The following is a 24555-nucleotide window of genomic DNA, read 5'->3' on the forward strand; positions in this document are numbered from 1 at the left end:
TCTCTTCTCCCCGCACAAGGCCGGGGTCGTTCATGCTGCCAGTTCGGCGGCGGGGTAGTCGAGGACGGCCCCCGCGGCGGCCGCCCGCAGGTCAGCCGGGGTCGCCGAGGAGCCGGACGAGGCCGTCCGCGAGGGCGCCGCGCCAACAGGCGTAGTCGTGGCCGCCGTTGTACTCGTTCAGCGAGACCTGGTGGCCGCGGGCGCGCAGCACCTCGTACAGGGCCCTGCTGTAGAGGACCATGGCGCCCTCGTGCAGGCCGACGTCGAGGTGGACGGTGACGGGGCGCGGGGCGGCCTCGCGGAACTGCGTGACCAGCCAGGGCACCGTGCCCTGCACGGTCTTGGGGACGCCGGGCGCGAGCCCCGGCCGCCACCACAGCGAGCTGGACTGCGCGAGGACCCGGCCGAAGCGCTCCGGCCGGATGTGGGCGGCGAAGAGCGCGGTCATCGCGCCGAGGCTCTGCCCGCAGACGGCGGTCCGCTCCGGGTCGGTCGTCAGGGGCCAGCGGCCGGCGGCCCAGGGCAGCAGTTCGTCGGCGAGGAAGGAGACGAAGGGCTCCCGGGCGCCCAGGTCCTGCCAGCGGGTGGCGTTGTCCACCGCGTCCGGGGAGAGCACCGCGAGCGGCGGCAGCGCCCCGTCGGCGATGAGCGCGTCCAGGGTGTACTGGAAGCCGAGCCGGCCGAACCACATGTCCCCGTCCGCGAGCAGCAGCACCGGCAGTTCGGGCTGCTCGCGCCGTCCGGACTCGGGGGCGGGCCGCTCCGGCGGCAGGTAGACCCAGACGTCGCGGTCGCCGCCGAGGGCCGGGCTGGGGAAGCGGTGCCGGGCCAGCTCGCCCGCGGGCAGTCCGGTCCTGCGCTGGGCCCAGGGCTGCTCCGGGGCGTCCGGGAGCGCGTAGACCGAACTGTCCGAGGCGTCCCAACGGCTGGGCATCGGGCGGCGGTTGAGGGGGTCGGAGGCGGCGTGCGGCATCAGCGCGTGCAGCCGCTGCTGGAGCCGGACCGGGTCCTCGGGCAGCGGTCCGGTGGAGATGTCGGCGGCCATCTTGTACGAGCCGCGGTGGTCGGCGCGCAGCCGGTACGAGAGGTGCCAGACATCGGTGTCGGAGAGCCGGTGGAGGAGGGAGCGGGTGAGGTTCGCGCGGTCGACGAGGCGGTTGGCGACCAGCAGTACCTGCCGGGTCGCGTGGTGGCCGCGCCACAGGAAGGTCACCACCCGGTGGCCGCTTCCGGCCTCGCCCGGGACCTCCTCGACCAGCGGGGTGCCGCCGCGGGCGGCCTCCGTCCAGAACTCCTCCAGGACGGCCTCGCGTTCGGCGCCCGCGGTGCCCGCGAGCCGGGCCGCGAGGCGCTCGACACAGGGCCCGGTGGCGGGCAGCGGCCGGATGTCCTCGGCCTGCTCCGACTGCTGCGGCGTCATCAGCGCACTGGCCTCGTTCATCGCGGCGCACCCTGGACACGGGCGCGGACCGGACGGACGGGCGCGGTGGCGGGGCGAGTTGTCGCGGCGGTGGGGCGAGCGGGCGCGGCGGGGCGAGTTGTCGCGGTGGCGGGCTGGCCGATCGCGGGGACGGTGGCGGGGTGGGTGGTCGCCGCCGGGCGGCCGGGACCCGCGGGGCTCGCTCCCGTCCGCGTCGTCCGTGCCCGCGGCGCCTGCGCTCGCGGCGCCTGAGCCCGGGCCACCCGCGCTCGCGCCTGCGCACCCGCGCGTGGCCTGCTCGGGCGCGGTGGCCCGAAGGAGGGCGGTCCGGCGGACAGAACGCGCATGAATCCCCGCTTTCCTGGATGACTTGCCGTCACGACTCGTCCGGCGGCGGCGCGCGCCGACCGCCTGAGGCGGGCCGCCGGGTCGGGACGGACCACCTCGGAACGAAGGTAACTTAGCTTAGCCTAAGCTAACCTCATGCATCCGGGATCTCCCCTCCCCTTCCGGAGGACCGCACAGTCCGGCCGCGGCACCCCGCGGCCACTGCGCCCCGGCCTGCCCGGTTCCGGCCCGCCCTGCTCCGGCCCGCCCGGCGCCGTCATGTCCGGTTCCGCTCCCGTACGTCGGCCCCCGCCTCCGGAGACGGCGGTACGTCGGCCCCCGCGCCCGAGGACCCCGGACGGCACCCGTCCGGATACGGCCGCCGGATCCCCCGGGAGGGCCGACTCCCGCCGCGCGCCCGGCCGGACGACGGCGACGGACGGGGCCCTCGCGGCGAAACCCGGCCCGGTCCGGCCGCCGCTCCCCCAGCACCACGACCAGCACCACGACGGCGGCCAGGGCCGCGCCCCCGGCAGGCTCGGCCGGGTCCGGCGCACCAGCTGACCAGGTACGGCGGGCCGAGGCCCGCGCCCCGACCGGAGAATCACCCCATGCCTCTGCCTGCCACGGGCGGAGCCGGATCCCCCGGCTCCCGCTTCGCCAGATCCCTCCCCGGCTCACCGCCGGGCGGACGCCCCGCGCGCCTCCGTCCGCGGGGCGGCACCGGCCGGAAACACCGCGACCGTTCGGGGGGCACCCGGGGCGCCGCGCCCCGGAACGCGGCCCGGTGCCCGAGGATCCCTGGGGAACCCGGCCACCGGCTCCGGCACTCCTCCACCCGGGGGCCGGACCGCACGAGGGGCCGGTACCGCGAGAACCGGAGGTGGTGGCGGTGAACGGATGGATGGTGACCGGGGCGGGCGGCATGCTCGGCAGCGAACTGTGCGCCCTGCTGCGCGCGCGGCGGCAGCCGGTGCTCGCGTTCAGCCACGGCGACCTCGACCTGGCGGACGGCTACGCCGTGCGGATGGCGATGGAGCGCGCCCGGCCCCGGGTGGTCGTCAACTGCGCGGCCTATACGGACGTGGACGGCGCCGAGTCGAGCGAGGCGGCGGCGCTGCGGGTGAACGGGGACGCGGTCCGCAGGCTGGCCCAGGCCTGCGCCGCGACCGGCGCCCGGCTGCTCCACCTGTCGACCGACTACGTCTTCGACGGGCAGGCCCAAGCCCCCTGGCCCGAGGAGGCGCGGCCCGCACCCCGCACCGCGTACGGCCGCAGCAAGCTCGCCGGGGAGCAGGCGGTGCTCGCCGAACTCCCGCACAGCGGCACCGTGGTGCGCACCGCCTGGCTGTACGGCGCCCACGGCCGCAACTTCGTCGCCACCATGAAGGAGAAGGCCGCCGCGGGCGAGGCGGTGCGCGTCGTCGACGACCAGCACGGCCAGCCGACCTGGGCCCGCGATGTCTCCCAGCGCCTCTACGAGCTGGGCGAGCTCCAGGTGAGCCGGGCGGCGGGGATCTTCCACGCCACCTCGGCCGGGCGCACCACCTGGTACGAGTTCGCCCGCGAGATCTACCGGCTGGCCGGGGCGGACCCCGCCCTCGTACGGCCGCTCAGCAGCGAGGACCTGGACCGGGTCGCCCCGCGCCCGGCCAACAGCGTGCTCGGGCACGGCCGTTGGGCCGCCGCCGGTCTCGCGCCGCTGCGGCCCTGGCCCGAGGCGCTCGCCGAGGCCTTCTCCGGCATCGGCACCCCGCTGGCCGCGCGGTGAGGGGCCCGCGCGAGCGGTGAGCGCGGCCCCCGCGCCGCGCCCGGAGACACCGCCGCGCCCGTCCCCCTGCGTGACCAGGGGGACGGGCGCGGTGTGCGGCCCGGCCACCGCGCCCGGGCGCCCCGGCCGTGACTCCGGGACGGTTCCCCGCCGGGCGGGGCGGCCTGGGCGGAGGCCCTCGCATGCGCAGGGTGTCGGCCTCGCCGGTGGTGCGGTGCAGCGCCTCGGTGAACAGCCGCGGGTCCACCGGCCCGTGGATCTCCAGGTACTCGGCGGTGTTCTGCGCCGGGCTGAGGGGGTCGAGGGCCTGGGCGTACCACATGCCGCGCTGGGCGGCGGTGAGCGGCAGCCCGCGCACCGCGGGGGCTGGCCGGGGCGAAGGTGGTCACCCCTCGGCTCCGAGCAGGGGCAGCCAGGCCTCGATGGCGGGGCGTTCGGCGAGGTCCACGAAGGCCACCTCGGTGCCGTGGTCGCGGCGCCAGCGTTCGACGAGGCTCATCAGGCGCACCGAGTCGAGGCCGTGGTCGACCAGGTTCTCGTCGACCGGGATCTCCTCGGCGTCCTCGTCGAGCACGTCCGCCAGGTCTTCGCGTATCTGCCGCAGGGTCAGGGCCACGGTTCAGTCCTTCGTGAGGAGTCGGTCGGTGGTGGTGACGACGGCGCAGCGTCCGGCCGCCCAGCGCAGCGCCTCGTGGTGCTCGCGCTCGCTGAAGTCGGCGACGGCGTCGGCGACCACGAAGGCCTTGATGTCCCGCATCCAGGCGTCGGCGGCCGTCATCAGGACGCCGATGTGCGCGTACACCCCGCAGACGATCAGCTGGTCGCGCCCGGCGGCACGCAGCCGCTCGGCGAAGGGGGAGCGGACGAAGGCGCTGTACTTCCACTTGGTGAGCACGGTGTCCCCCTCCCGCGGGGCCACCTCCTCGGCTATCGCGGCGAGTTGAGGGTCGTCGGGGAGTCCGGGGCCCCAGAAGTCCTGCTGGAGGCCGCGTTCGGCGGGGCTCTGGCCGCCGGGCTGCGCGGAGTAGAAGACGGGCGCGCCGCGGCGCCGCGCCTCCTCGGTGAGCCGGGCGGTGTTGGCCAGCAGCTCGGTCCGCGGCGAGGTCCCGGGGGTGAAGGCGCCCAGGAAGTAGTTCTGCAGATCGTGGACGAGGACCGCGGCCCGGGAGAAGTCCGGGGTCCAGTCGACGCGGTTAGCGGGGAGCGCGTCCGCGCCGGGCATGGGGTAGGGGGAGATGGCGGGCAGCGCCATGTGCGGGCCTTTCAGTGGGGGGCGGGGAGCGCCGCGGTCTGCCGCTGGTGCTTCTTGCTGATCTTGCCGACGCCGGTCTGCGGGAACTCCGCCACGAAGACCACCCGGTCGGGGACCTTGTAGGCGGCGAGGCCCCGCTCCCGTACGAAGCGCCGGAGCGCCGCGGGCCGCGCCTCGGCGCCCTGGCGCAGGATGACGTAGGCGCAGGTGCGTTCGCCGAGGTAGGCGTCGGGCACGGCCACCACCGAGACGTCGAAGACGGCCGGGTGGGCGAGCAGGACGTTCTCCACCTCCTCGGCCGCGATCTTCTCGCCGCCGCGGTTGATCTGGTCCTTGGCGCGCCCCTCGACCACCAGGTGCCCGGTGCGGGTCATCCGCACCAGGTCGCCGGTGCGGTAGAAGCCGTCCTCGGTGAAGGAGCGGGCGTTGTGCTCGGGCGCCCGCCAGTAGCCGCGGATGGTGTACGGGCCCCGGGTCAGCAGGTGGCCGGTCTCGCCCGCGGGGAGTTCGTTGTCGTGGTCGTCGACGATGCGGATCTCGTCGTCGGCGGAGAGGGGCAGCCCCTGGGTGGTCACGATGGTCTCGATGTCGTCGTCGAGCCGGGTGTAGTTGACCAGCCCCTCGGCCATGCCGAAGACCTGCTGGAGCCGGCAGCCGAGGGCGGGGGTGACCCGCCGGGCCGCCTCCTCGCTGAACTTGGCGCCGCCGACCAGGAGGACGTCGAGGCTGCTGAGGTCGTACCGGTCGGAGGCGGCGGCCTCGGTCCACACCAGGGCGAGCGGGGGCACCAGGCCGGTGATCGTCACGCCCTCCCGGGCGATCAGCGGGAAGGCAGTCTCCGGGTCGGGGCGCGGGCAGAGCACCACCCGGCCGCCCGCGCAGAGCGCGCCGAGCGAACCGGGCGAGCTGAGCGGGAAGTTGTGGGCGGCGGGCAGCACCACGAGGTAGACGCTGTCCTCGTCGACCTCGCAGATCTCGTTGGAGCCGCGCAGCGAGTAGAGGTAGTCGTCGTGGGTGCGCGGGATGAGCTTGGGCACGCCGGTGCTGCCGCCGGACAGCTGGAGGAAGGCGAGGTCCGAGGCTTCGGGGCCGTCCAGCGCGACGGGCGCCGCCGGTACCGCCCGCAGCGGGGTGTGCTCGCCCGGCTCGCCGCCGGAGGCGAACACCTGGCGCAGGGTGGGGGCTTCGGGGCGCACCCGGGTGGCCAGGGCCCCGTAGTCGAAGCCCTCGTGCACCCCGGGGTGGATGTAGGCGACGGCCTCGCTGAAGGAGCAGAAGTAGGCGATCTCGGCGTCGCGGTGCGCGGGCAGCGCGAAGACGGGCAGCGCGCCGAGCCGGAAGAGGGCGAAGACCACCTCGAAGAACTCGGCGGTGTTGGGGAGTTGGACCACCACGCGGTCGCCCTTGGCGATGCCGCGCGCGGCGAAGCCCGCGGCGAGCCGGTCGGCGCGGCGGTCGAGTTCCCGGTAGGTCCAGCGGCGTCCGGCGCCCGCCGGGTCGACGACGGCGATCCGGTCCGGGTGCGCCGCCGCCCGCTCGCGGAGCATCGCGCCGAAGGTCTCACCGCGCCAGTGGCCCGCGGCACGGTAGCGGGCGGCGAACTCCGGGGGCCAGGTGGGTGCGTCGGCGCCCGCGGTCGCCGCGGTGCTCGGGGGTCCGTCGGTGGTCAGGGGTGCGTCGGTGCTCACAGGGAGGCTCCCAGGGCGTGCAGGAAGGTGCCGAACTTGGCCTCGGTCTCCTCGGTCTCGGCCTGCGGGGAGGAGTCGGCGACGACCCCCGCGCCCGCGAAGAGCCTGAGCCCCTCGGCGCCCGCCTCGGCGCAGCGGATGGTGACGACCCACTCGCCGTCGCCCCGGGCGTCGCCCCAGCCGACGATGCCGGTGTACAGGCCCCGGTCGAAGGGTTCGAGTTCGCGGATGACCTCGCGGGCCAGCCGGGTGGGGGCGCCGCAGACCGCCGGGGTGGGGTGCAGGGCGCAGGCCAGGTCGAGGGCGCTGAGCGAGTCGTCGGCGACGGTGGCGGTCAGCGTGCTCGACAGGTGCCACATGGCGGCGGTACGGACCAGGGTGGGCCGCTCGGGGACGTCGAGAGCGGTGCAGAAGGGGGCGAGGGCGGCGCGGATGGCGTCCACCACGAGGGCGTGCTCGCGCAGGTCCTTGGCGGAGTCGAGGAGGGCGGCGGCCCGGCGGACGTCCTCGGCGAGGTCCGCGCTGCGCGGCGCCGAACCGGCCAGCGGATTGGTCACCAGCCGCTTCCCCCGCCGGGACAGGAGGAGTTCGGGGCTCGCCCCGAGCAGGGTGCGGCCGGGGCCCGAGGGCACCGCGAAGGTGTAGCCGCCCGGGTCGCGGCGGGCGAGGCGCTGGAGCATGCCGGGGATGTCGGGCCGCCCGGCCCCGCGCACATCGAGCGCCCTGGCGAGGACGACCTTGTCGAACTCCCCCGCGCTCATGCGCCGTACCGCGTCCTCCACGGCGGCGGCGTAGGCGGGCGGCTCGGGCACCGGGCGCAGCTCCCAGCCGGCGGCCGGGGCGGCCGGGGCCGGCAGTCCGAGCAGCGGGTCGGTGCCGAGCGCCCCGGCCCGGCGCACCGAGGCAGGCACGGCCAGGGTCACCGGCCCCGACTGGTCGAAGGGGATCGCGCCGAGGACCAGGGCCTCGGGGTCGCCGGTGGCCTCCAGGGTCTCCCGGACCCGGGCGGCGAGCGGGCGCGCGTCGTGCGGCACCCGGGCGCGGATGCCGTGGGCGAGCAGTGTCCTGGTCGGCGAGGCGAAGAAGTGGTCCGTCTCTGGCTGGTAGGCGTCGAGCAGCGCGGTGGCGGCGCCGACCGTGGAGGATCTGGGCTCGTCTGTACCGAGGAGGTCTTGGACCGCGGTCACTGGTTCTTCTCCCGGAGTCTGCGGCACGCATGGGTACCGGTGTGGGGGTATGCGAAAGCGCTGGAGGGGAATTCAGACTTTGAGCGTGGCTCCGCCGTCCACATAAAGGTCGTGCATGGTGATGTGCCGGGCCCGGTCGGAGGCCAGGAATGCCACGGCTTCGGCGATGTCCGCCGGGTCCGCGAAACGGCCGAGCGGAATTCCGGTGCGGTATGTCGCCGGGTCACCGGCTATGACGCGTTCGGGGGCGTCGGGGGTGGCCCACAACTGGCGTTGCATGGCGGTGTCCGTGGAACCGGGCGAGACCACATTGCAGCGCACCCCGCTCGGCGCGAGTTCGAGTCCGAGACAGCGGGTGAAATGGGTGGCGGCCGCCTTGGAGGCGGCGTAGGCGGCCATACCGGTGCGCGGTACCCCCGCGGCGTTGGAGCCGACCGTGATGATGCTGCCCCGCCCCTGCCCGGTCATCACGCGGGCGGCGGCGCGGCAGGTGTGGAAGACCCCGGAGCTGTTGACGGCGAAGGTCAACGCCCAGTCCTCGTCGCTGAGTTCGGCGACCGGGGCCGGGCGCAGCACTCCCGCGACGTTGACCAGGATGTCGAGGCGGCCATGGGCGGTGACCACCTCCTCGACGAGGAGGTCGACGGCGGCGGCGTCGGTCACGTCCAGGGGGCGGGTGGACAGGGTGCCGGTGCGCTCGGCGGTGCCGGGGTCCTCGAAGTCGGCCGAGCGGTCGGTCGCCAGCACCGTCGCCCCGCGCTCCGCGAGCAGCCGGGCCACCGCCGCGCCGATGCCGCGCCCTGCTCCGGTCACCAGTGCGGTCCTGCCCCGCAATTCGGAATCCAGCACGCCTCAGCACCCCCATTAACTTAGGTAAGGCTAACCTAACATAACCGAAACATGCACCCTCCCGGCAACCTCAACTCCGGGGATCCGCATGGATAGTTGGGAACAGTCCCGGCAGATCGCCCTCCTTCGGCGCGCGCGAATCCCGCGCGCGGGCGAGCGTGACGCGCGAGACCGAGACGGAGAGCGAGGACGGCGCCACCCGGCGCTCACCTCAGCCCGGCCGGGGCATCGCGGTGCGGACCGCCGTCACCGCGGCGCGGGCGCCGCCTCACACCGGGCGGCCGGCGCACGACCCGCGACCGGCACGGCGACCACCGGCGCCGTCGGCACCGCGACCGGCACCGCCACCGGACATGTCGGATTGGGTGCCGGATTTCTCCACTCCGCGTCACCCGCGACCGACGGATTGTCAGGGAGAAGGGCGCGCGATGTGAGCCGCGCAATAGGAGCCACGTCACGTACGAAACCCTTTAGTGGGCGCGCTCCCGAAAAGCGCCGGGCATACACGGTGGTCCCGGGACTTTCGGCCACCCCGATTCCCACTAGGCGGCTTCGTATGACACACCTTTGCCAAGCACAAATCCGCTCGCTACAACTGGTCCATGTCGCTCGGCGCCACTGGGAAACCCCAGGCCGTTTACGCCGGAACCGTCCCCCGGACAGAGAGAGCGACCTCCTCCGTACCTGAAGAAGAGGTCTCCCCCATGCCCAAGAACACGACGATTCACGGTCTCGGAAAGCACTTCGCCAAGGCCCAGAACTACACGCAGGCAAAGGCCGTCCAGGCCAAGGACGCCACCGCCGCCTATACGCGTGACCTGAACCGGGCCCAGAAGTACACGATGGCCGGAGTCGCCACCCTCGGCGCCGCCGCCCTCACCCTCGGCCTGGCCACCACCGACGGCGGCAGCACCAGCACCACCGACGCCGCGCCCGCCTCGGCCACCCAGGTCAAGGAGACGCACACCGACATCACCAACCAGAACGCCGGTGCCGACCAGAAGGTCAAGGACGCCACCGCCAAGCTCGGCACGAAGACCGAGAAGGCCGAGAAGTCGGAGAAGAAGGGCGACAAGGCCGAGAGCAAGGCGAAGGCCGACCGCAAGGACAAGCCCGCCGCCAACCGCTCCTCCGACCGCAAGCCCACCTACGCCGACAACCTCGACGGCTGGATCCGCGAATCCCTCGCCATCATGAAGGACAAGGGCATCCCCGGCTCCTACGAGGGCCTGCACCGCAACATCATCCGCGAGTCCGCGGGCGACCCCAAGGCCATCAACGACTGGGACATCAACGCCATCAACGGCGTCCCCTCCAAGGGCCTCCTCCAGGTGATCCCCCCGACCTTCGACGCCTACCACGTCAAGGGCACCCCCAAGGACATCTACGACCCCGTCGCCAACATCACCGCCGCCGCCAACTACGCCGCCGACAAGTACGGCTCCATGGACAACGTCGACAGCGCGTACTGACCCCACCACACGCACTGCAACCGGCACCACGAACCGAACAACCCGGCGACACCACGCGCGGCCCCTCGCGGCCCACCGGCACACCCCCCGCCGGTGACCGGGCGACACCCGCCGAAGGCCGGCACCCCCCAGGTGCCGGCCTTCGGCCGTTCCACCGCCGGGCCCGCTCAGTGCGGCCCGGCCACCTCCGTACCGCAGGGTCCGCCCCCGGCGCTCTCGGCGAGGCAGAGGTCCCGGCCGTCCAGGCTCAGCGGCCGGTAGAAGCGGGAGATGCGGGCGGTGGAGTGCGGGGCGTAGTGGCAGATGAAGGAGCGGCGGAAGCGGTCGCGGGTGGTGTTGGGCTCCGAGCCGTGCACCAGGCTGCCGTTGAAGAAGAGGACGTCCCCGGGCTCCATGTCGACCGGCACCCGCTCCAGGCCGGGCGGCGGCGGCACGTACTCCCTGGTGAAGTACGTGCCCGGATCCGCCTCCTCGGGGCAGAAGAGGTCCATGCGGTGGGTGCCCGGCACCACCTCCAGGCCGCCGTTGCCGCGGTCGACGCGGTCCAGGGCCAGCCAGGCGGCGACACAGGTGCCCGGCTCCACGCGGAGATAGAAGTTGTCCTGATGCAGGGCCTGGCCGCGGGCCCCGGGCGGCTTGAAGTAGAACATGCTCTGCGCTGCTATCGGCTCCTCGCCGAGGAGGGCGGCCACCGCCGTGGTGAGGCGGGCGTCGAGCAGCATCCGCCGGGCCGCGGCGCTGATCTCGTGGGGGTTCATGACCCGGGGATACTCGCCCAGCGGGTCGTAGTCCTCGCCGGGTCGGCGCGGGCGGGGTTCGAAGTGCCCGGGCACCCGGCCACCGGCGGGCAGGGCCATGAACTCCCGGCGCAGGGCCTCGGTCTCCTGCCGGGGGACCAAGGCCCGGGCGACGGTGGATCCGGTGCGGTGGAACTCCTCGATGTCCATGGTCCGACCGTAGGAGGACGGGGCGTGCCAGGCTATGCCCGTGCCCTCGGACGACATGCCTGATCCTGCTGCCCCGCTCCCGGACTCACCGCCCGCCGACGCGCTGGTCGTGGGCCGCTACGACCAGCGGCCCGGTTACGCCGTGCACCGCGCGGCGGGCTCCCGCAGCTGGCTGCTGCTGTGGACGGAAGGGGGCGCGGGCCGGGTGCGGCAGGGCGCCGCCCGCCTCCGCGCGGAGGCGGGCGACCTGGTGGTGCTCGCGCCCGGGGTCCGCCAGGAGTACCGCGTCGCCGAGGACGCCGGGGGCTGGCACTTCTGGTGGGTGCACTGCCGCATCCGCCCCGCCGCCCGGTCCTGGCTCGCCCCGCACGCGCGGGGCGACGGCTGCCACGCGGTGACCGGGGTGGCGCCCGCGGCCCGGCCCCTGATCACCGAGGAGCTGCGCCGGGTGCACGCCGACGCCCGCTGGAGCGGCGAGGGCGCCCCGCCACCGCCGGTCGCCGCGCACCACCGGGCGGTGCCCGCCGTGGCCGCCGCGCTGCCGCGCGCCGCGGAGCTGGCCCGCAACGGGGTCGAACGGGTCCTGCTGCTCACCACCTCGGTCACCGCCGAGGCCGAGGAGGGCGACCCCCGGGTGCGGCGGGCGCTCACCCTGCTGCGGGCCGATCCGGCCGCCCCGCACACCGTGGCCTCACTGGCCGCCGCGGTCGCGCTCTCGCCCTCCCGGTTCGCCCACCTCTTCACCCTGCACACCGGCCGCTCCCCCATGCGGGCGCTGCGCGAGGCCCGGCTGCGGCACGCGGCGCGGCTCCTGGAGAGCACCGCTCTGGACATCGGCCAGGTGGCCGCCGCCTCGGGTTTCGTCAGCCCCTTCCACTTCAGCCGGGCCTTCCGCGCCCACTACGGGGTGCCGCCCCGCCAGTTCCGCGGCTGACCGGGGCCGGGCGCGGGCGTCACAGCCCCGGGCCGCTGTCCGGCAGTACCTGCTCCGCCCAGATGATCTTCCCGCTGGCCGAGTAGCGGGTACCCCAGCGGCGGGCCAGCTGGGCGATCATGAACAGCCCCCGGCCGCCCTCGTCGGTGGTACGGGCGTGCCGCAGCCGGGGCGAGGTGCTGGTGCCGTCGGTGACCTCGCAGGTCAGCACGGACTGCCGGATGAGCCGCAGCCGGATCGGCTCGGCCGCGTACCGGATGGCGTTGGTCACCAGCTCGCTGACGATCAGCTCGGTGGTGAAGGCCATCTCCTGGAGCCCCCACTGCTCCAGCGCCTCGGCGGCCAGCGCCCGCGCCCTGGCCACCTCCGCGGGGTCGGCGCGCAGCTCCCAGGTGGCCATCTGCTCCTCGCTCAGCCCGTGCGGACGGGCGAGCAGCAGGGCGACATCGTCGGTACGGGCCTGGATCCCCATCCCCGCGAGGACGTCGTCGGCGGCGTCCTGGAGGTCGGGCCGGGCGCCGGCGAGGGCGGTCCGCAGCCGGGCGGTCGCCTCGTCCAGGTCGGTGTCGGCGGCGCGCAGCAGCCCGTCCGTGTAGAGGACCAGGGTGGCGCCCTCGGGCAGGGCGAACTCCACGGCCTCGAAGGGCAGCGCGCCGACGCCGAGCGGGGGCCCGGCGGGCAGTTCGGGGAAGGTGACGGTGCCCTCCGGCGAGAGCAGCGCGGGCGGTACGTGACCGGCCCGGGCGACGGTGCAGCGCCGGGTCGCCGGGTCGTGCACGACGTACAGGCAGCGGGCGCCGACCGCCGCGGTGGCCGCGCCCTCGACCTCCGGTTCCCCGGACTGCTCGTCGGCGACCCTGAGCACCAGGTCGTCCAGGTGGGCGAGGAGCTCGTCCGGCGGCAGGTCCATGTCGGCGAGGGAGTGCACCGCCGTGCGCAGCCGCCCCATGGCCGCGACGGCGTGGATGCCGTGGCCGACCACATCGCCGACGACCAGGGCGACCCGCGCGCCGGAGAGCCTGATCACGTCGAACCAGTCGCCGCCGACGCCCTCGTGCGCGGTGGCCGGCACATAGCGGTGGGCGACCTCCACCGAGGGCGGCACCGAGAGGATCTGCGGGAGCAGGCTGCGCTGGAGGGCCAGGGCGGTGCGGTGCTCGCGGGTGTAGCGGCGGGCATTGTCGAGGCAGACCGCGGCGCGGGAGACGAAGTCCTCGGCCATCGACAGGTCGTCGGGTTCGAAGGGGTCGCGGCGGTCGGAGCGGCAGAAGGTGGCGAGTCCGAGCACCTTGCCGCGGGCCCGCAGCGGCACCGCGAGCAGCGAGCGCACCGGATAGGTCAGCTGGACCGCGCTGCGCTGGGGATCGTGGCCGAGCCAGGAGAAGTCGCTGTCCGGTCCGGGCACCAGGAGCGCCCGGCCCTCGTGCATCGCCCGGCTCATCGGGGAGTCCACCGGGTAGTACGGGGCCGTACCCAGCTCGGTGACGATGTCGGCGTTGCCGGGCCGCACGCTGAGGTGGGCGATCCGGCGCAGCTTGCCGCCGGAGTCCGGGCCGGGCGTTCCGGCCGGTTCCTCGCTGCGCAGCACCGGTTCGAGGAGATCCACCACCGCGAAGTCGGCCATCCGGGGGACCGCGACCTCGGTCAGTTCCTCCGCGGTGCGCTGCAGGTCCAGGGTGGTGCCGATCCGGCTGCCGGACTCCATGAGCAGGTCCACGCGCTGCCGGGTCCGCCAGCGCTCGGTGATGTCGACGCCGGTGTAGCAGACCCCGAGCACCCGCCCCTCGGTGTCGTCGAGCCGCAGGCAGGAGGTGGAGAAGGCGTGCTCGCGGTGCGGGTCGGCGGGGACGTAGCCGCGGTACTCGAATTCGCCCACCGGCTCCCCGGTCCGCAGCACCTCCCGCAGCCGCCCTTCGAGCACCCCGGGGTCGAGGTCCGGCAGCACCTCGGCCATGGTGCGGCCGAGGCGCTGCGCGCAGCCGACCCCGGACATCGCGTCGAGGGCCGTGTTGGTCCAGACGTAGCGCAGCTCGGGGTCGAGGACGCCGATGCCGAAGGGCGCGTTCCGCAGGAAGCGCTCGACCACCGAGTGGCTGGTGCTCCACCAGGGGTTGCGCGCCATGTCCACCGCGGAGAGGTGCCAGTGGCGTCCGCCGTCCGCGGTCAGCGCGGTGGCCTGCACCCCGAGGACGAGCGTGCGGCCGTCCCGGTGCCGGGCGCGGAGCACCCCGGCGGGGTCGGGGCCCGGGTGCCGCTCGCTCAGGGCGGTGCGCAGGGCGCCGCCGTTCTCGCCCTCGGCGAGGAGTTCCGCGACCGGCCGCCCGAGGACCTCCCGCGCGCGCAGGCCGAGCAGTCCGGCCGCCGCCTCGGACCAGCCCGTCAGCACTCCGCTGTCGTCGCAGACGGCGGTGGCTGTTCTGGGCAGATCGAAGGGGGCGGCCGGCTCTCCGCCGCCCTTGAGGCCGGGCATGGGCAACCCTTTCGGAGGCAGATGCCCCAATTCTCCGGCCTGCCCGGCCTCGCTGCCACCCCCCGCCGCTCCCCCGGCCCGACCACCGCTCCCCTGCCCCTCCGCGGCGCCGCTCTCACTGCGCGTACGCGCCGCGTACTCTGTGCGACCGCTCTCCGGGGCAGGCGGCCGAGCGGATCAGGTTGATCGGGCGGATCAGGCGGAGATGCGGGCCTCCTCGGGGGTGACCGCGTGGGCGAAGGGGCGGCCGTCGACGTAACGGGCCAGTTCGTCGGCGGCAGCGGCGGCCATCCGGTGCAGTTCGGTGCCGAGGGAGCCGGCCACATGCGGGGTGAGGACGACGTTCGGCAGGTCGTACAGCGGTGAGTCGGGCGGCAGCACCTCGGGCACGGTCACGTCGAGGACGGCTTCCAGGCGCCCGGAGACCAGTTCCTCGGTCAGCGCCTCCTGGTCGACGAGCGAGCCGCGGGAGGTGTTGACGAGGGTGGCGCCGGTCGGCATCAGCGCGAGGCGGCGGCGGTCGAGGAGGTGGCGGGTCTCGGGGAGTTCGGGCGCGTGCACGCTCACCACGTCGCCGGCGGCGCAGAGTTCGTCGAGACCGACGGAGCGGGCGCCGAGCCGAGCGGCCTCCTCGGCGCCCACGTACGGGTCGTGCAGCAGGAGTTCGAGGTCGTGGGCGCGCAGCAGCTCCAGGACCCGGCGGCCGATCCGGGAGGCGCCGACGACACCGACCGTACGGCGGTAGTTGCCCGCGCGGCCGTAGGCGGCCTGCCAGTCGTGGGCGGCTCTGCGGCCGCGGTAGTCCTCGCGCAGCCGCAGGATCTGCTTATTGGCGAGCAGCACCGCGGCGACCGTGTACTCCGCGACCGGCAGGGCGTTCGCCCAGGCCGCGGAGGTGACATCGATGCCACGCTGCCAGCAGGCCTCGGTGATGTGGTGCTTGACCGAACCGGCCGCGTGGATCACCGCGCGCAGCCGGGGCGCGCGGGCGAGCACCTCCTCGTCCAGCGGCGGGCAGCCCCAGCAGCTGACGATGACCTCGGTCTCGCGCAGCGCCTCGACGGCCCGCGGGGTCCGGAAGTCGTCGGCGACGAAGCCCGGGTCGAGGTCGGCGAGGCTGGTCAGCCTGCGCATCGTGGCGGGGTCGATGAGCCGTCCCGCGAGGTCGGCGTGCATGGCGAGCAGGGCCCGCGGACGCCGTCGGCCGCCGGGCGCCGCGGCGGGCGCGGGCAGCGGGAGGGGGCTGTGCACGGAGGTCTCCCGAGGAGGGTGGGGGTGGGCCGCGGAGGTCTCGCGGGTGCCGGTCACTTGACGCTCCCCGCGGCCAGTCCGGCCTTCCAGAACCGCTGGAGGGCGAGGAAGGCGACGACGAGCGGGACGACGGCGAGCAGCGAACCGGTCACGACCAGCGGGTAGTACTCGGGGAAGGAGCGGGTCTGGGTGTTCCACGAGTAGAGCCCGAGGCTGACCGGGAAGAGCTTGGTGTCGGAGAGCATCACCAGCGGCAGGAAGAAGTTGTTCCAGATCGCGGTGAACTGGAACAGGAAGACGGTCACGAAGCCGGGCATCACCATCCGCAGCCCGATCGACCAGAAGGTGCGCAGCTCCGAGGCGCCGTCCATGCGCGCGGCCTCCAGGACCTCGCCGGGTACGTAGCCCGCGCAGAAGACCCGGGCCAGGTAGACGCCGAAGGGGTTCACCAGGGAGGGCACCAGGACCGCCCAATAGGTGTTGACCACGTCCAGCTCGGAGGCGAGCAGGTACATCGGCAGGGCGAGGGCCGTGGTGGGGACGAGCACCCCGAGCAGGACGAGGCCGAAGAGCTTCTCCTTGCCGGGGAAGTCGTAGACGTGGAAGGCGTATCCGGCGGCCACGCAGACCAGGGCGCACAGCAGGGCGCCGAACCCGGCGTAGAGCAGGGAGTTGAGGTACCAGCGGAAGTAGACCCCGTCGCCGGTCTCGGCGAGCCTGCCCAGGTTGTCGCCGAGGTTCCAGCGGGCGGGGGTCAGGGTCCGGCCGCCGAGCAGGTCCCCGGTGTTCTTCGCGGCGGCGGTCAGCAGCCAGAGCAGCGGGAAGAGGGTGTAGACGGTGGCGAGCACCAGGGCGCCGTTGACCGCGGTCTTCGACAGCGACCAGGGGCGGCGGCCGGGGGCCGGGGCGGGCGGCGGCAGCGGGCGGCGGCGGCTCGGCTTCACGGGGGCGGTGGTGCTCATGCCCGGGCCTCCTTCGCCTTGGCAAAGCGGCCGCCGCCGAAGCGGGTGACGGCGAAGGAGAGCACGGCGGCGGTGAGCGCGAGCAGTACGGAGGCCGCGGCGGCCAGACCGTAGTCGTTGCGCTCGAAGGCAGCGGTGTAGGCGTACATATTGGGCGTCCAGGTGGTGACGACGCCGGGGGCCGCGTCGTGCAGAATCATCGGCTCGGTGAAGAGCTGGAGGGAGCCGATCACGGTGAAGAGCCCGACCATGGTCAGGGAGGCGCGGATCAGCGGGACCTTGATGCTGAGGGCGGTCCGCAGCGGTCCGGCGCCGTCGACCACGGCGGCCTCCAGGACCTCGCGCGGGATCGCCTGGAGCGCGGCGAAGAAGATGATGAGGTTGTAGCCGGTCCACTCCCAGAGCGCGATGTTGACGACGGCGGGCACCGGGTGGCCGAGCAGGTCGATCTGGTATCCGGCCGAGTCCAGCGCGCCGATCACCGGGCTGACGCCCGGGGTGTAGAGGTACATCCAGATCAGCGCGGCGATGATGCCGGGCACCGCGTGCGGCAGGAAGAGCGCGAGCTGGAAGAAGCGCCGGGCCCTGGCGAGCGTCGAGTCGAGGAGCAGCGCGAGGGCCAGGGAGAGGCCGATCATCAGCGGGATGTAGAGCACGCAGTACTGGGCGAGGGTGAGGAAGCCGTCCCGGAAGGCCTCGTCCTCCAGGGCCCGCCGGTAGTTCCCGAGGCCGGTGAACGCCTTCTCCACGCCGCCGAAGCCGAGCCCGGAGCGCTGCTCGCGGTAGAGGCTGAGGTGGATCGCGTAGCCGATCGGCACCAGGGTGCAGGCGGTGAACAGGAGGAAGAAGGGGGCCAGGAGCAGCAGCGGCGCCCCGAGGGGTCCGCGGCGGCGCCGGGGGGCCGGTCCCTCGGTGAGGGGAGCGGCCATCAGCGGCTCACCTCGATGCCGCGGTTCCTCAGTTCCTTCTCGGTGTCCCGCTGGGCGCGCCGCACGCTCGCGAAGAGGTCGCCGCCGCCGCTCTCGAGCTCGGCGAAGGAGTCCTTCAGGGAGTTGTTGGTGACGCCCATGACCGGGCCCCAGGTCCACCGCTCGTTGATGGACACGGCGCCCTTGCGGTTGAGGGCGTAGACGTCCTGCCCGCCGAGGAAGCCGGTCTTGAAGGCCTTCTGCGCGACCGGCACCAGCTGGGGGGCCGCCGGGTACGCGGAGGAGGTGCCGGTGGCGATACGGGCCTTGAACCCGGCCTCGGTGGTGGTCGCCCACTTGGCGAACTCCACGGCGGCCTCGGCGTGCTCACTGTCCTTGGCGACGGCGAAGGTGGTGCCGCCGACCATGCCGCTGGCGGGCTTGCCGTCCCAGCTGGGCAGCGGGGCGGCCCGCCACTTGCCGGACTGGTCGGGGACGGTCTCGCCGAGGACACCGGCGCCCCAGCTCGCGCCGAGGTAGCCGACGGTCTGGCCCTTCTGCAGCGAGGCGGTCCACTGCTGAGAGAAGGAGGGGGTGACCCGGATCAGGTCCTCGGAGATGAGCCGCTGCCAGAAGGCGGCGGTCCTGCGGGTGGCGCTCTGCTGGAAGTCGACCTTCCAGGAGTCCTTCCCGGTCTCGAACCACCGGGCGCCCGCCTGCCAGGCCATCGCCTCGAAGGCGCTCGCGTCGTCCGGGAAGAAGGTGGCGATACGGGCCTTCGGGTCGGCCTTCTTGATCTTCTCGGCGTCCGCGCGGAACTCCTCCCAGGTCTTGGGCGGGCTGCTGATCTTCGCCTTCTCGAAGACGTCCTCGCGGTAGTAGAAGGTCTGCGGCGCCACATCCAGCGGCAGCGCCCACTTCTTGCCCCCGAGCGTGGTCAGCTCCACGGCCTGCGGCAGGTACTGCCCCTCGACGTCCGGGGTGACGTACTCGCTGATGTCCCGCACCGCGCCCTGGCTCACGAAGTCCGGCAGCTGCGGGTACTCGACGTTGAAGACGTCGGGGGCGTTGCCCGCCTTCACCGCGTTGGAGAGCTTGGCGTAGCCGCCCGCGTTGCCGGAGGGGATCTCCTTGTAGTCGACCTTGATGTCCTTGTGGGAGGCGTTGAAGGCGTCGACGACCTCCTTGGTGCCCTTGGCCCAGCCCCAGAAGGTGAGGGTGACCGGCTTGCCGTCACCGGCGGCCGAGTCCTCGGAGCCGCCGCAGGCGGAGAGCGTCAGGCACAGGGCGGCCGCCGCGGCCACGGCGGCGGTGAGCACTTTCCGGCGGGAGGCCGGAGAGGAGGAAGAAGACGCAGAGGACACAGCACGGCTCCAGGGGGATTCACGAACGCCGGCAGTCCCTCGGCGCTCCGGAAGGCGATGTCAGGCTTGAATTGACCGCCATCCTGAAGCTCACATCGATCGACGTCAAGGTTTCGCGATCAGATGATCTGAAATGATCAGGCAACAATCCCGTCACCTCCCGCCAAGAGACCCGTTTCCCGGCGGACAACAGCGCTTATCAGGGAGGTTGCGGGCTGCTATCGTCAGATCAACTCGATCGTTTGATCGCTTACGCCGGAGTGTGCCGCCCGCTTCCCCACCCGCACCGCACCCCTTCTGACCGGCGCGGACACCGGCGGCGCCCGGACCGTCCGACAAAGGAAATGATCCATGCGGCTGCCCCCCGAGGACCGGAAGCTGAGCCCGTACACCGGCTGGACCAGGAGCCACTGGGAGGCGGCGGCCGACGCGATGCTCGCCGCGGTCGCCCCGCACGCCACTCCCGGCCAGGCACTGATCAACCTGCCGGGCCCGCGCCCGAGTTGGTCCGGACCGCGCTCCGACGGCCTGGAGGGGTACGCCCGCACCTTCCAGCTCGCCGCGCTGCGCGTCGCGGGCGCCGGGGGCGAGGACCCGGCCGGTCTCCTCGACCGGTACGCCGCGGGCCTGGACGCCGGCACCCGGCACCCCACCCGCGCACGCGAACTCACCGGCGGCGACGGCGAGTCCTGGCCGGTGATCACCGACCGCGGCCAGCCCATGGTGGAGGCCGCCACCATCGCGCTCGCCCTGCGGCTCACCCGCCCCTGGCTGTGGGACCGGCTGGACCAGGAGGTCCGCGAGCGGGCGGGCCGCTGGCTCGCCGAGGCCCTGCACCGCACCCCGCACGAGAACAACTGGTGGCTCTTCCCGCTCGCCGTCGGCGGCTTCCTCGCGGAGGCGGGCATCGAGACCGAGGCGGCCGAGGCGGCGATCGCCCGCGGCCTGGAGAAGATCGACGGCTGGTACCTCGGCGGCGGCTGGTACACCGACGGCCGCCCCCGCGCCTTCGACCACTACAACGGCTGGGCCATGCACCTCACCCCGGTGCTCCACGCCCACCTCGCCCGGGACCCCGCCCTGACGGCGCGGTACGGCGGACGGCTCGCCGCCTACCTGGGCGCGTACACCGGCATGTTCGGCGCCGACGGCGCCCCGGTCCACCAGGGGCGCTCGCTCAGCTACCGGTTCGCCGCCGCCGCGCCGCTGTGGGCCGGTGCGCTGACCGGGCGGACCCCGCTGGCGCCGGGCGCGACCCGCCGGATCGCCTCGGGGGCGCTGCGCTACTTCCTGGACCGGGGCGCGCTGGACGCCGAGGGCCGCCTCACCCTCGGCTGGCACGGCGCCCATCCACCCCTGGTCCAGCCCTACTCGGGCCCCGCCTCGCCGTACTGGTCCGCCAGCGGCTTCCTCGGCCTCCTGCTGCCGCCGGACCACCCGGTCTGGACCGCGACCGAGGAGCCGGGACCGGCCGAACTCGCCGACACCGCCCGGGGGTTGCCCGAGCCGGGCTGGCTGCTCCAGTCCACCGCGGCGGACGGGATCGTACGGCTGCACAACCACGGCAGCGACGACCAGCCCGCCGCCGAGGTGGCCCCCGACAACCCGCTCTACGCCGCGCTCGCGCACTCCACGGCGACCGGGCCGACCGACGGGCTCCCGGACAACCACTTCGGGCTGCGGGACGGGGACGAGGTCAGCGAGCGCGGCCGGATCGAGCCGCTCGGCGCGGGCCCGGGCTGGGCGGCCTCGGCGCACACGCCCCGGCTCGGCGGCCGCCCCCTGCCCGGGGTCGAGGTCACCTCGCTGAGCCTCGCGGACGGCGCCGAGGAGGTGCGCCTGCACCTGGTGTCCGGGGCCGCGCCCGACACCCCGGTGGTGTGCGGCGGTTGGGCCCCGGCGGGCGAGGAGCTGCGGACCGGCGCCGAGGACGGCACCGCCTGGGTGCGCGCCGGGGACGGGACGCACAGCGAGCTGCGCGGGCTGCTCGGTCTCGCCGGGGCCGAGGTGCGGACCGCGGAGTCCGGTACCGCCTTCGGCCCGCGGGCGGCGGTGCCGGTGCTGCACGGGGCGACCGGCGCGGGCGGCAGCCTCTTCCTCGCCGCGCTGCGGCTGACCGGCGCCGCTGCGCGGGACGCCGGGGAGCGGCCCCGGGTGCGGGTGACGCCGCGGCCCGAGGGCTGGTCCGTACGGGTGGACTGGCCCGGCGGCGGCAGCCACCGCGCCGAGGTCGCCGCGGGCTCGGTACGGGTGGCGCACTCCCCCGCGCCGCGGGTCGAGCCCGGCGGCTGAGCAGAGACTTCCCGGGCGCCCCTCGGGCCCGCGGCTCCTCGGGTCTCCGGGCGCCTCGAACCTGCGGGGCCTCAGGCCTCCCGTGCGCCCCGGACCGGCTCGCCGCAGGAGGCCCGCAGCTTGAGCGAGGGCAGCAACTCGACGTGCTGGACCGGGAGTTCACCGGAGGCGTCCAGGCGCCGCAGCAGGGCGTCGAGGGCGGTCGCGCCCACCGCCCGCTTGGGCGGCGCCACCGCGGTCAGCGGCGGCGCGGAGAGCGAGGCGAAGACGTCGTCGTAGGAGATGAGGGCCATGTCCTCGGGCACGCTGAGGCCGAACGAGCGCAGCAGGGGCGGGAGTTGGATGGCGTCCTGGTCGTTGTGGACGAGCAGGGCGCGCGCTCCGGAGGCGGCGGCCTCGGCGATCCGGGCGGCGACCTGCTGCCGGTCGACCGCGGAGCGGGGGTCGGCGGCGCTCGGCATGTCGATCACCGGCGCCCCGCGCAGGCCGAGTTGCTCCACCGCCTGGGCGTAGCCCGCGCGCACCTCGTAGGCGGTACGGGTGTCGTCGCGGGCGGCGAGCAGCACCGAGCGGTGGCCGAGCCCGGCGAAGCGGCGCAGGGCGAGCAGGACGCCGTGCCGGTGGTCGGAGCAGACCGCGTCCAGCTCGGCGGCCGGGCTCGCGGGCGCCGCCCTGCGCTCCACCAGGACGGCGGGCACCGGCAGTTCACCGAGCCAGTCGCTCTCGTCGAGGCCGGTCCTGGGCTTCCAGTTCGGGGTGAGCAGCAGCCCGTCCACCTCCGATTCGAGCAGCCGCTCCACCTGGGCGCGGTCGTCGCCGGAGTCGTAGGGGGCGATGCCTAGGACCACCCGGGCACCGGCGGCCGCGGCGGCCGCGCTGGCGCCCGCGACCACCTCGTCGAAGTAGGAGCCGAGGGTCGGCACCAGCATGCCGATCAGCCGTTCGGCGCCGCCCCCGGCGGTCGCGGCACCGCCCTCGGGCAGCGCGACCGCCCCGTGGGTGCGCAGCAGCCTGCCCTCGTCCGCCAGCGCGGCGACATCCCGGCGCACGGTGACCGCCGGGATCTCCAGGCGGCTCGCCAGATCCACCACCCGTACGCTGCCGAGCCCGCGTACGGCTTCGAGGATGCGCCTGCGACGGTCCTGCGCCGAACTGCTCATCGGGCCCCTTCCGTGGTCCTCGCCGAGCCGCGGTCCGCCGCCGCTCGCCGCGCTGCCGGGGACGATCCTGCACCGCTCGTCCTGACGACCGGCAGCCCGGGTCAGAAAAGATACCCGATCATTTACCAGTCGTTTGATCGCTTGTCGATCGACTTGGTCAGAACCGTTGACTCGATCGAATGGCCGATTTTACGTTGTGGGACATTCACCGTCCCCTCCCTCCGGGAGTCCCATGATGCTGCTCTCCCTCAGACGGGCCGCCGTGGCCGGCCTCGTCCTCGCGGGCGCGCTCGCCGCCCCCGAGGCCGCCGGCGCTCCGGCCGCCGCCGACCGATACCTCGACTGCTCGGCCTCCACAGCGGGTTCCGGCAGCGAGCAGAGCCCCTGGAACAGCCTCGCCCAGGCGAACGGCCACACCTTCGGCCCCGGCGACCGGCTGCTGCTCAAGCGCGGCGCCACCTGCGAGGGGACCCTGAAGCCGAAGGGCTCGGGCAGCGCGAAGGCCCCGGTCCTGCTGGCTCCGTACGGTGCGGGCTCCGCCCGGCCGGTGGTCGCGGGCGAGGCGGCCGGCACCGAGAAGGCGGCGGTGCACCTCTACAACGTCGAGCAGTGGGAGATCTCCGGCATCGAGATCACCTACCGGGACACCGGCGCCACCAAGCGCGAGCGCAACGGCCTCCTGGTGGAGATCGAGGACCTGCCGGACGGGGTCGGCAGCCACTACCGGGTGGACGACGTCTACGTGCACGACGTGAACGGGGACGCCACCAAGCAGAGCAACGGCATCCAGTTCCGGGTCAGCGGCACGAGGACCCCGACCAACTTCGACGACGTCCTGGTCAGCGACTCCCGTATCTCCCGGGTGGACCGGGAGGGCCTGACCAACTACAGCACCTGGATGTGCCGCCCGGAGTACGGCACCGGGGACGGCTGCGGCAGCAAGGTGAACTGGCGGGCCAACACCCGGATCGTCTTCCGCGGCAACACGATCAACGACACCGGCGGGGACGGGATCGTGGTGCGCGCGGCCGAGAAGGCGCTCGTGGAGCACAACACCGCCTACGACCTCGCGATGCGCCCGATGGGTGCCAACGCCGGTATCTGGACCATCAATTCGGACCACACCACGATCCAGCACAACGAGGTCCACCACGTCCGGCGGCTGAAGGACAACAACGACGGCATGGCCTTCGACGCCGACTACGGCAACAAGGGCGCGCTCTTCCAGTACAACTACAGCCACGACAACGAGGGCGGCTTCATGCTGTTCTGCGGGGCCTGCGGGGCGGGCTCCAGCGCCACCGGCACGGTCGTGCGCCACAATCTGAGCGTCGGGGACAAGAGCCGCTGGCTGTTCGCGGTGGGCGAGAAGGACGCGCAGGTCCACCACAACACCGCCTATCTGCCGAAGGGTTCGACGACGGCGATCATCCAGCAGGGCGCCGGTTCCTCCCTCACCCGGCTGAGCGGCAACGTCTTCCACAACCTCGGCTCCGGCGGGTACACCGGCTTCGGCGACAACGCGTACCGGCCCGGCGACTTCACCTGGCGCGGCAATGTCCTCTCCGGCAACCACCCGGCCGATGAGCCCGCCGACCCGCTGAAGGTCACCGCCGACCCCCGCTTCGTCGAGCAGGACGGGCGCGCGGCCGCCGACTACAAGCTCGCCGAGGGCTCCCCCGCCCGGGGCGTCGGACCGGTACTCGCGGACGGCGGCGAGGACTACTTCGGCACCCCCCTGCCGCGGGTCTGCCACCCCGACGCCGGTTTCCACCAGGCGAGCACGGTGGACGACGCCCAGTGCACCCCTGGCACCCTGATCCGCAACGGCAACTTCGAGACCGGCTCGCTGAGCCCGTGGACCACCTACGGCGGCACCGCCCTCGACTCCGGCGCCCACCGAGGCAGCGGCGCCGTACGCACCGGCCGCTCCCCCGCCGCCGCCGAGCAGGTGGTCGCACTCGAGCCGGGCGCCACCTACCGGCTCACCGGCTGGGGCCGCGTCTCGACCCCGGGCACCGAACTCTCCCTGGGCGCCAAGGCCTACGACGACCAGGGCTCGACCGTACGCACGGCCTTCACCGGCACCGCGTACCGGGAGGGCTCGGTGCGCTTCACCACCGGGGCGGACACGAGCACCGCACGGATCTACTGCTATGCCCGCGGCGGCGAGGGGAACGGCTTCTGCGATGACGTCGGTCTGGTGAAGGAGTGAGGGCGGGGTGCCGGTGAGCCGTTGACAGCAAGCAAGCCCCGAATCCCCCGCGCGTACGGGGGATTCGGGGCTTGTCCGCCGTCAAT

General features: G+C 74.0%; 18 protein-coding genes and 1 pseudogene. 5 read left to right on the forward strand and 14 right to left on the reverse strand.

The window, feature by feature from the left end:
* Nucleotides 1–91 precede the first annotated feature (91 nt).
* Complete coding sequence (gene fes / locus MID12_RS03880) at nt 92–1441, reverse strand: enterochelin esterase (RefSeq protein WP_263164899.1); 1350 nt, start codon at nt 1439–1441, stop codon at nt 92–94.
* Nucleotides 1442–2639: 1198 nt separating this feature from the next.
* Here fes and rfbD point away from each other — a divergent pair.
* Nucleotides 2640–3518 carry a dTDP-4-dehydrorhamnose reductase gene (gene rfbD / locus MID12_RS03885; protein WP_263164901.1) on the forward strand — a complete coding sequence of 293 codons (879 nt, stop codon included), beginning with the start codon at nt 2640–2642 and terminating at the stop codon, nt 3516–3518.
* Nucleotides 3519–3696: 178 nt separating this feature from the next.
* Here the strand turns inward: rfbD and MID12_RS03890 are convergent.
* From MID12_RS03890 to dhbA, 6 genes and pseudogenes are all read right to left on the reverse strand, one after another.
* Nucleotides 3697–3876: pseudogene (locus MID12_RS03890) on the reverse strand (condensation domain-containing protein); the annotation flags it as partial.
* Between the two features lie 27 nt (nt 3877–3903).
* Entirely contained in the window at nt 3904–4134 is a 231-nt protein-coding gene (locus MID12_RS03895) for a phosphopantetheine-binding protein (protein WP_040246726.1), read from the reverse strand.
* Between the two features lie 3 nt (nt 4135–4137).
* On the reverse strand, nt 4138–4770 hold the full coding sequence (locus MID12_RS03900) for an isochorismatase family protein (RefSeq protein WP_263164904.1): 633 nt from the start codon (nt 4768–4770) through the stop codon (nt 4138–4140).
* An 11-nt stretch (nt 4771–4781) separates the two neighbouring features.
* A complete protein-coding gene (locus MID12_RS03905; RefSeq protein ID WP_263172840.1) occupies nt 4782–6440 on the reverse strand; it encodes a (2,3-dihydroxybenzoyl)adenylate synthase in 1659 nt (552 codons plus the stop codon).
* Between the two features lie 14 nt (nt 6441–6454).
* Nucleotides 6455–7645: an isochorismate synthase gene (locus MID12_RS03910; protein ID WP_263164906.1), complete on the reverse strand. Its 1191-nt coding sequence runs from the start codon at nt 7643–7645 to the stop codon at nt 6455–6457.
* Between the two features lie 72 nt (nt 7646–7717).
* On the reverse strand, nt 7718–8494 hold the full coding sequence (dhbA, locus tag MID12_RS03915; RefSeq protein ID WP_263164907.1) for a 2,3-dihydro-2,3-dihydroxybenzoate dehydrogenase: 777 nt from the start codon (nt 8492–8494) through the stop codon (nt 7718–7720).
* Between the two features lie 842 nt (nt 8495–9336).
* Between dhbA and MID12_RS03920 the strand changes: the two genes are divergently transcribed.
* Nucleotides 9337–9966 carry a transglycosylase SLT domain-containing protein gene (locus MID12_RS03920; protein ID WP_263172842.1) on the forward strand — a complete coding sequence of 210 codons (630 nt, stop codon included), beginning with the start codon at nt 9337–9339 and terminating at the stop codon, nt 9964–9966.
* Between the two features lie 167 nt (nt 9967–10133).
* Here MID12_RS03920 and MID12_RS03925 read toward each other — a convergent pair whose 3' ends face one another.
* Nucleotides 10134–10913, reverse strand: coding sequence for a phytanoyl-CoA dioxygenase family protein (locus MID12_RS03925; RefSeq protein ID WP_411577042.1), 780 nt, complete (start codon nt 10911–10913; stop codon nt 10134–10136).
* Nucleotides 10914–10968: 55 nt separating this feature from the next.
* Between MID12_RS03925 and MID12_RS03930 the strand changes: the two genes are divergently transcribed.
* Entirely contained in the window at nt 10969–11847 is an 879-nt protein-coding gene (locus tag MID12_RS03930; RefSeq protein WP_263164911.1) for a helix-turn-helix domain-containing protein, read from the forward strand.
* 19 nt (nt 11848–11866) lie between these two features.
* Here the strand turns inward: MID12_RS03930 and MID12_RS03935 are convergent, their stop codons facing one another.
* The 5 genes from MID12_RS03935 to MID12_RS03955 form a co-directional block, all read right to left on the reverse strand.
* Nucleotides 11867–14317 (reverse strand): SpoIIE family protein phosphatase, encoded by a 2451-nt coding sequence (locus tag MID12_RS03935; RefSeq protein WP_052482094.1) that lies wholly within the window; start codon nt 14315–14317, stop codon nt 11867–11869.
* 195 nt (nt 14318–14512) lie between these two features.
* Nucleotides 14513–15493 carry a hydroxyacid dehydrogenase gene (locus MID12_RS03940; RefSeq protein WP_263172844.1) on the reverse strand — a complete coding sequence of 327 codons (981 nt, stop codon included), beginning with the start codon at nt 15491–15493 and terminating at the stop codon, nt 14513–14515.
* 128 nt (nt 15494–15621) lie between these two features.
* Nucleotides 15622–16530 (reverse strand): carbohydrate ABC transporter permease, encoded by a 909-nt coding sequence (locus MID12_RS03945; RefSeq protein ID WP_263164913.1) that lies wholly within the window; start codon nt 16528–16530, stop codon nt 15622–15624.
* The gene (locus tag MID12_RS03950) at nt 16527–17459 is read right to left on the reverse strand and encodes a carbohydrate ABC transporter permease (protein ID WP_078844722.1); all 933 of its coding nucleotides are present in this window, start codon (nt 17457–17459) and stop codon (nt 16527–16529) included. The genes MID12_RS03945 and MID12_RS03950 overlap by 4 nt, the downstream gene beginning before the upstream one ends.
* Nucleotides 17459–18757 carry an ABC transporter substrate-binding protein gene (locus MID12_RS03955; RefSeq protein ID WP_263164916.1) on the reverse strand — a complete coding sequence of 433 codons (1299 nt, stop codon included), beginning with the start codon at nt 18755–18757 and terminating at the stop codon, nt 17459–17461. The genes MID12_RS03950 and MID12_RS03955 overlap by 1 nt, the downstream gene beginning before the upstream one ends.
* A gap of 396 nt (nt 18758–19153) precedes the next feature.
* On the opposite strand from MID12_RS03955, the gene MID12_RS03960 reads away from it, so the two are divergent.
* On the forward strand, nt 19154–21094 hold the full coding sequence (locus MID12_RS03960; protein WP_263164918.1) for a DUF2264 domain-containing protein: 1941 nt from the start codon (nt 19154–19156) through the stop codon (nt 21092–21094).
* Nucleotides 21095–21165: 71 nt separating this feature from the next.
* Here the strand turns inward: MID12_RS03960 and MID12_RS03965 are convergent, their stop codons facing one another.
* Nucleotides 21166–22254 carry a LacI family DNA-binding transcriptional regulator gene (locus tag MID12_RS03965; protein WP_040246736.1) on the reverse strand — a complete coding sequence of 363 codons (1089 nt, stop codon included), beginning with the start codon at nt 22252–22254 and terminating at the stop codon, nt 21166–21168.
* Between the two features lie 232 nt (nt 22255–22486).
* On the opposite strand from MID12_RS03965, the gene MID12_RS03970 reads away from it, so the two are divergent.
* Nucleotides 22487–24469 (forward strand): carbohydrate binding domain-containing protein, encoded by a 1983-nt coding sequence (locus tag MID12_RS03970; RefSeq protein WP_263164921.1) that lies wholly within the window; start codon nt 22487–22489, stop codon nt 24467–24469.
* The last annotated feature ends 86 nt before the right edge of the window (nt 24470–24555 follow it).

Source organism: Streptomyces sp. SCSIO ZS0520 (genome assembly GCF_025643355.1).
GTDB classification, from domain to species: Bacteria; Actinomycetota; Actinomycetes; order Streptomycetales; family Streptomycetaceae; genus Streptomyces; species Streptomyces physcomitrii.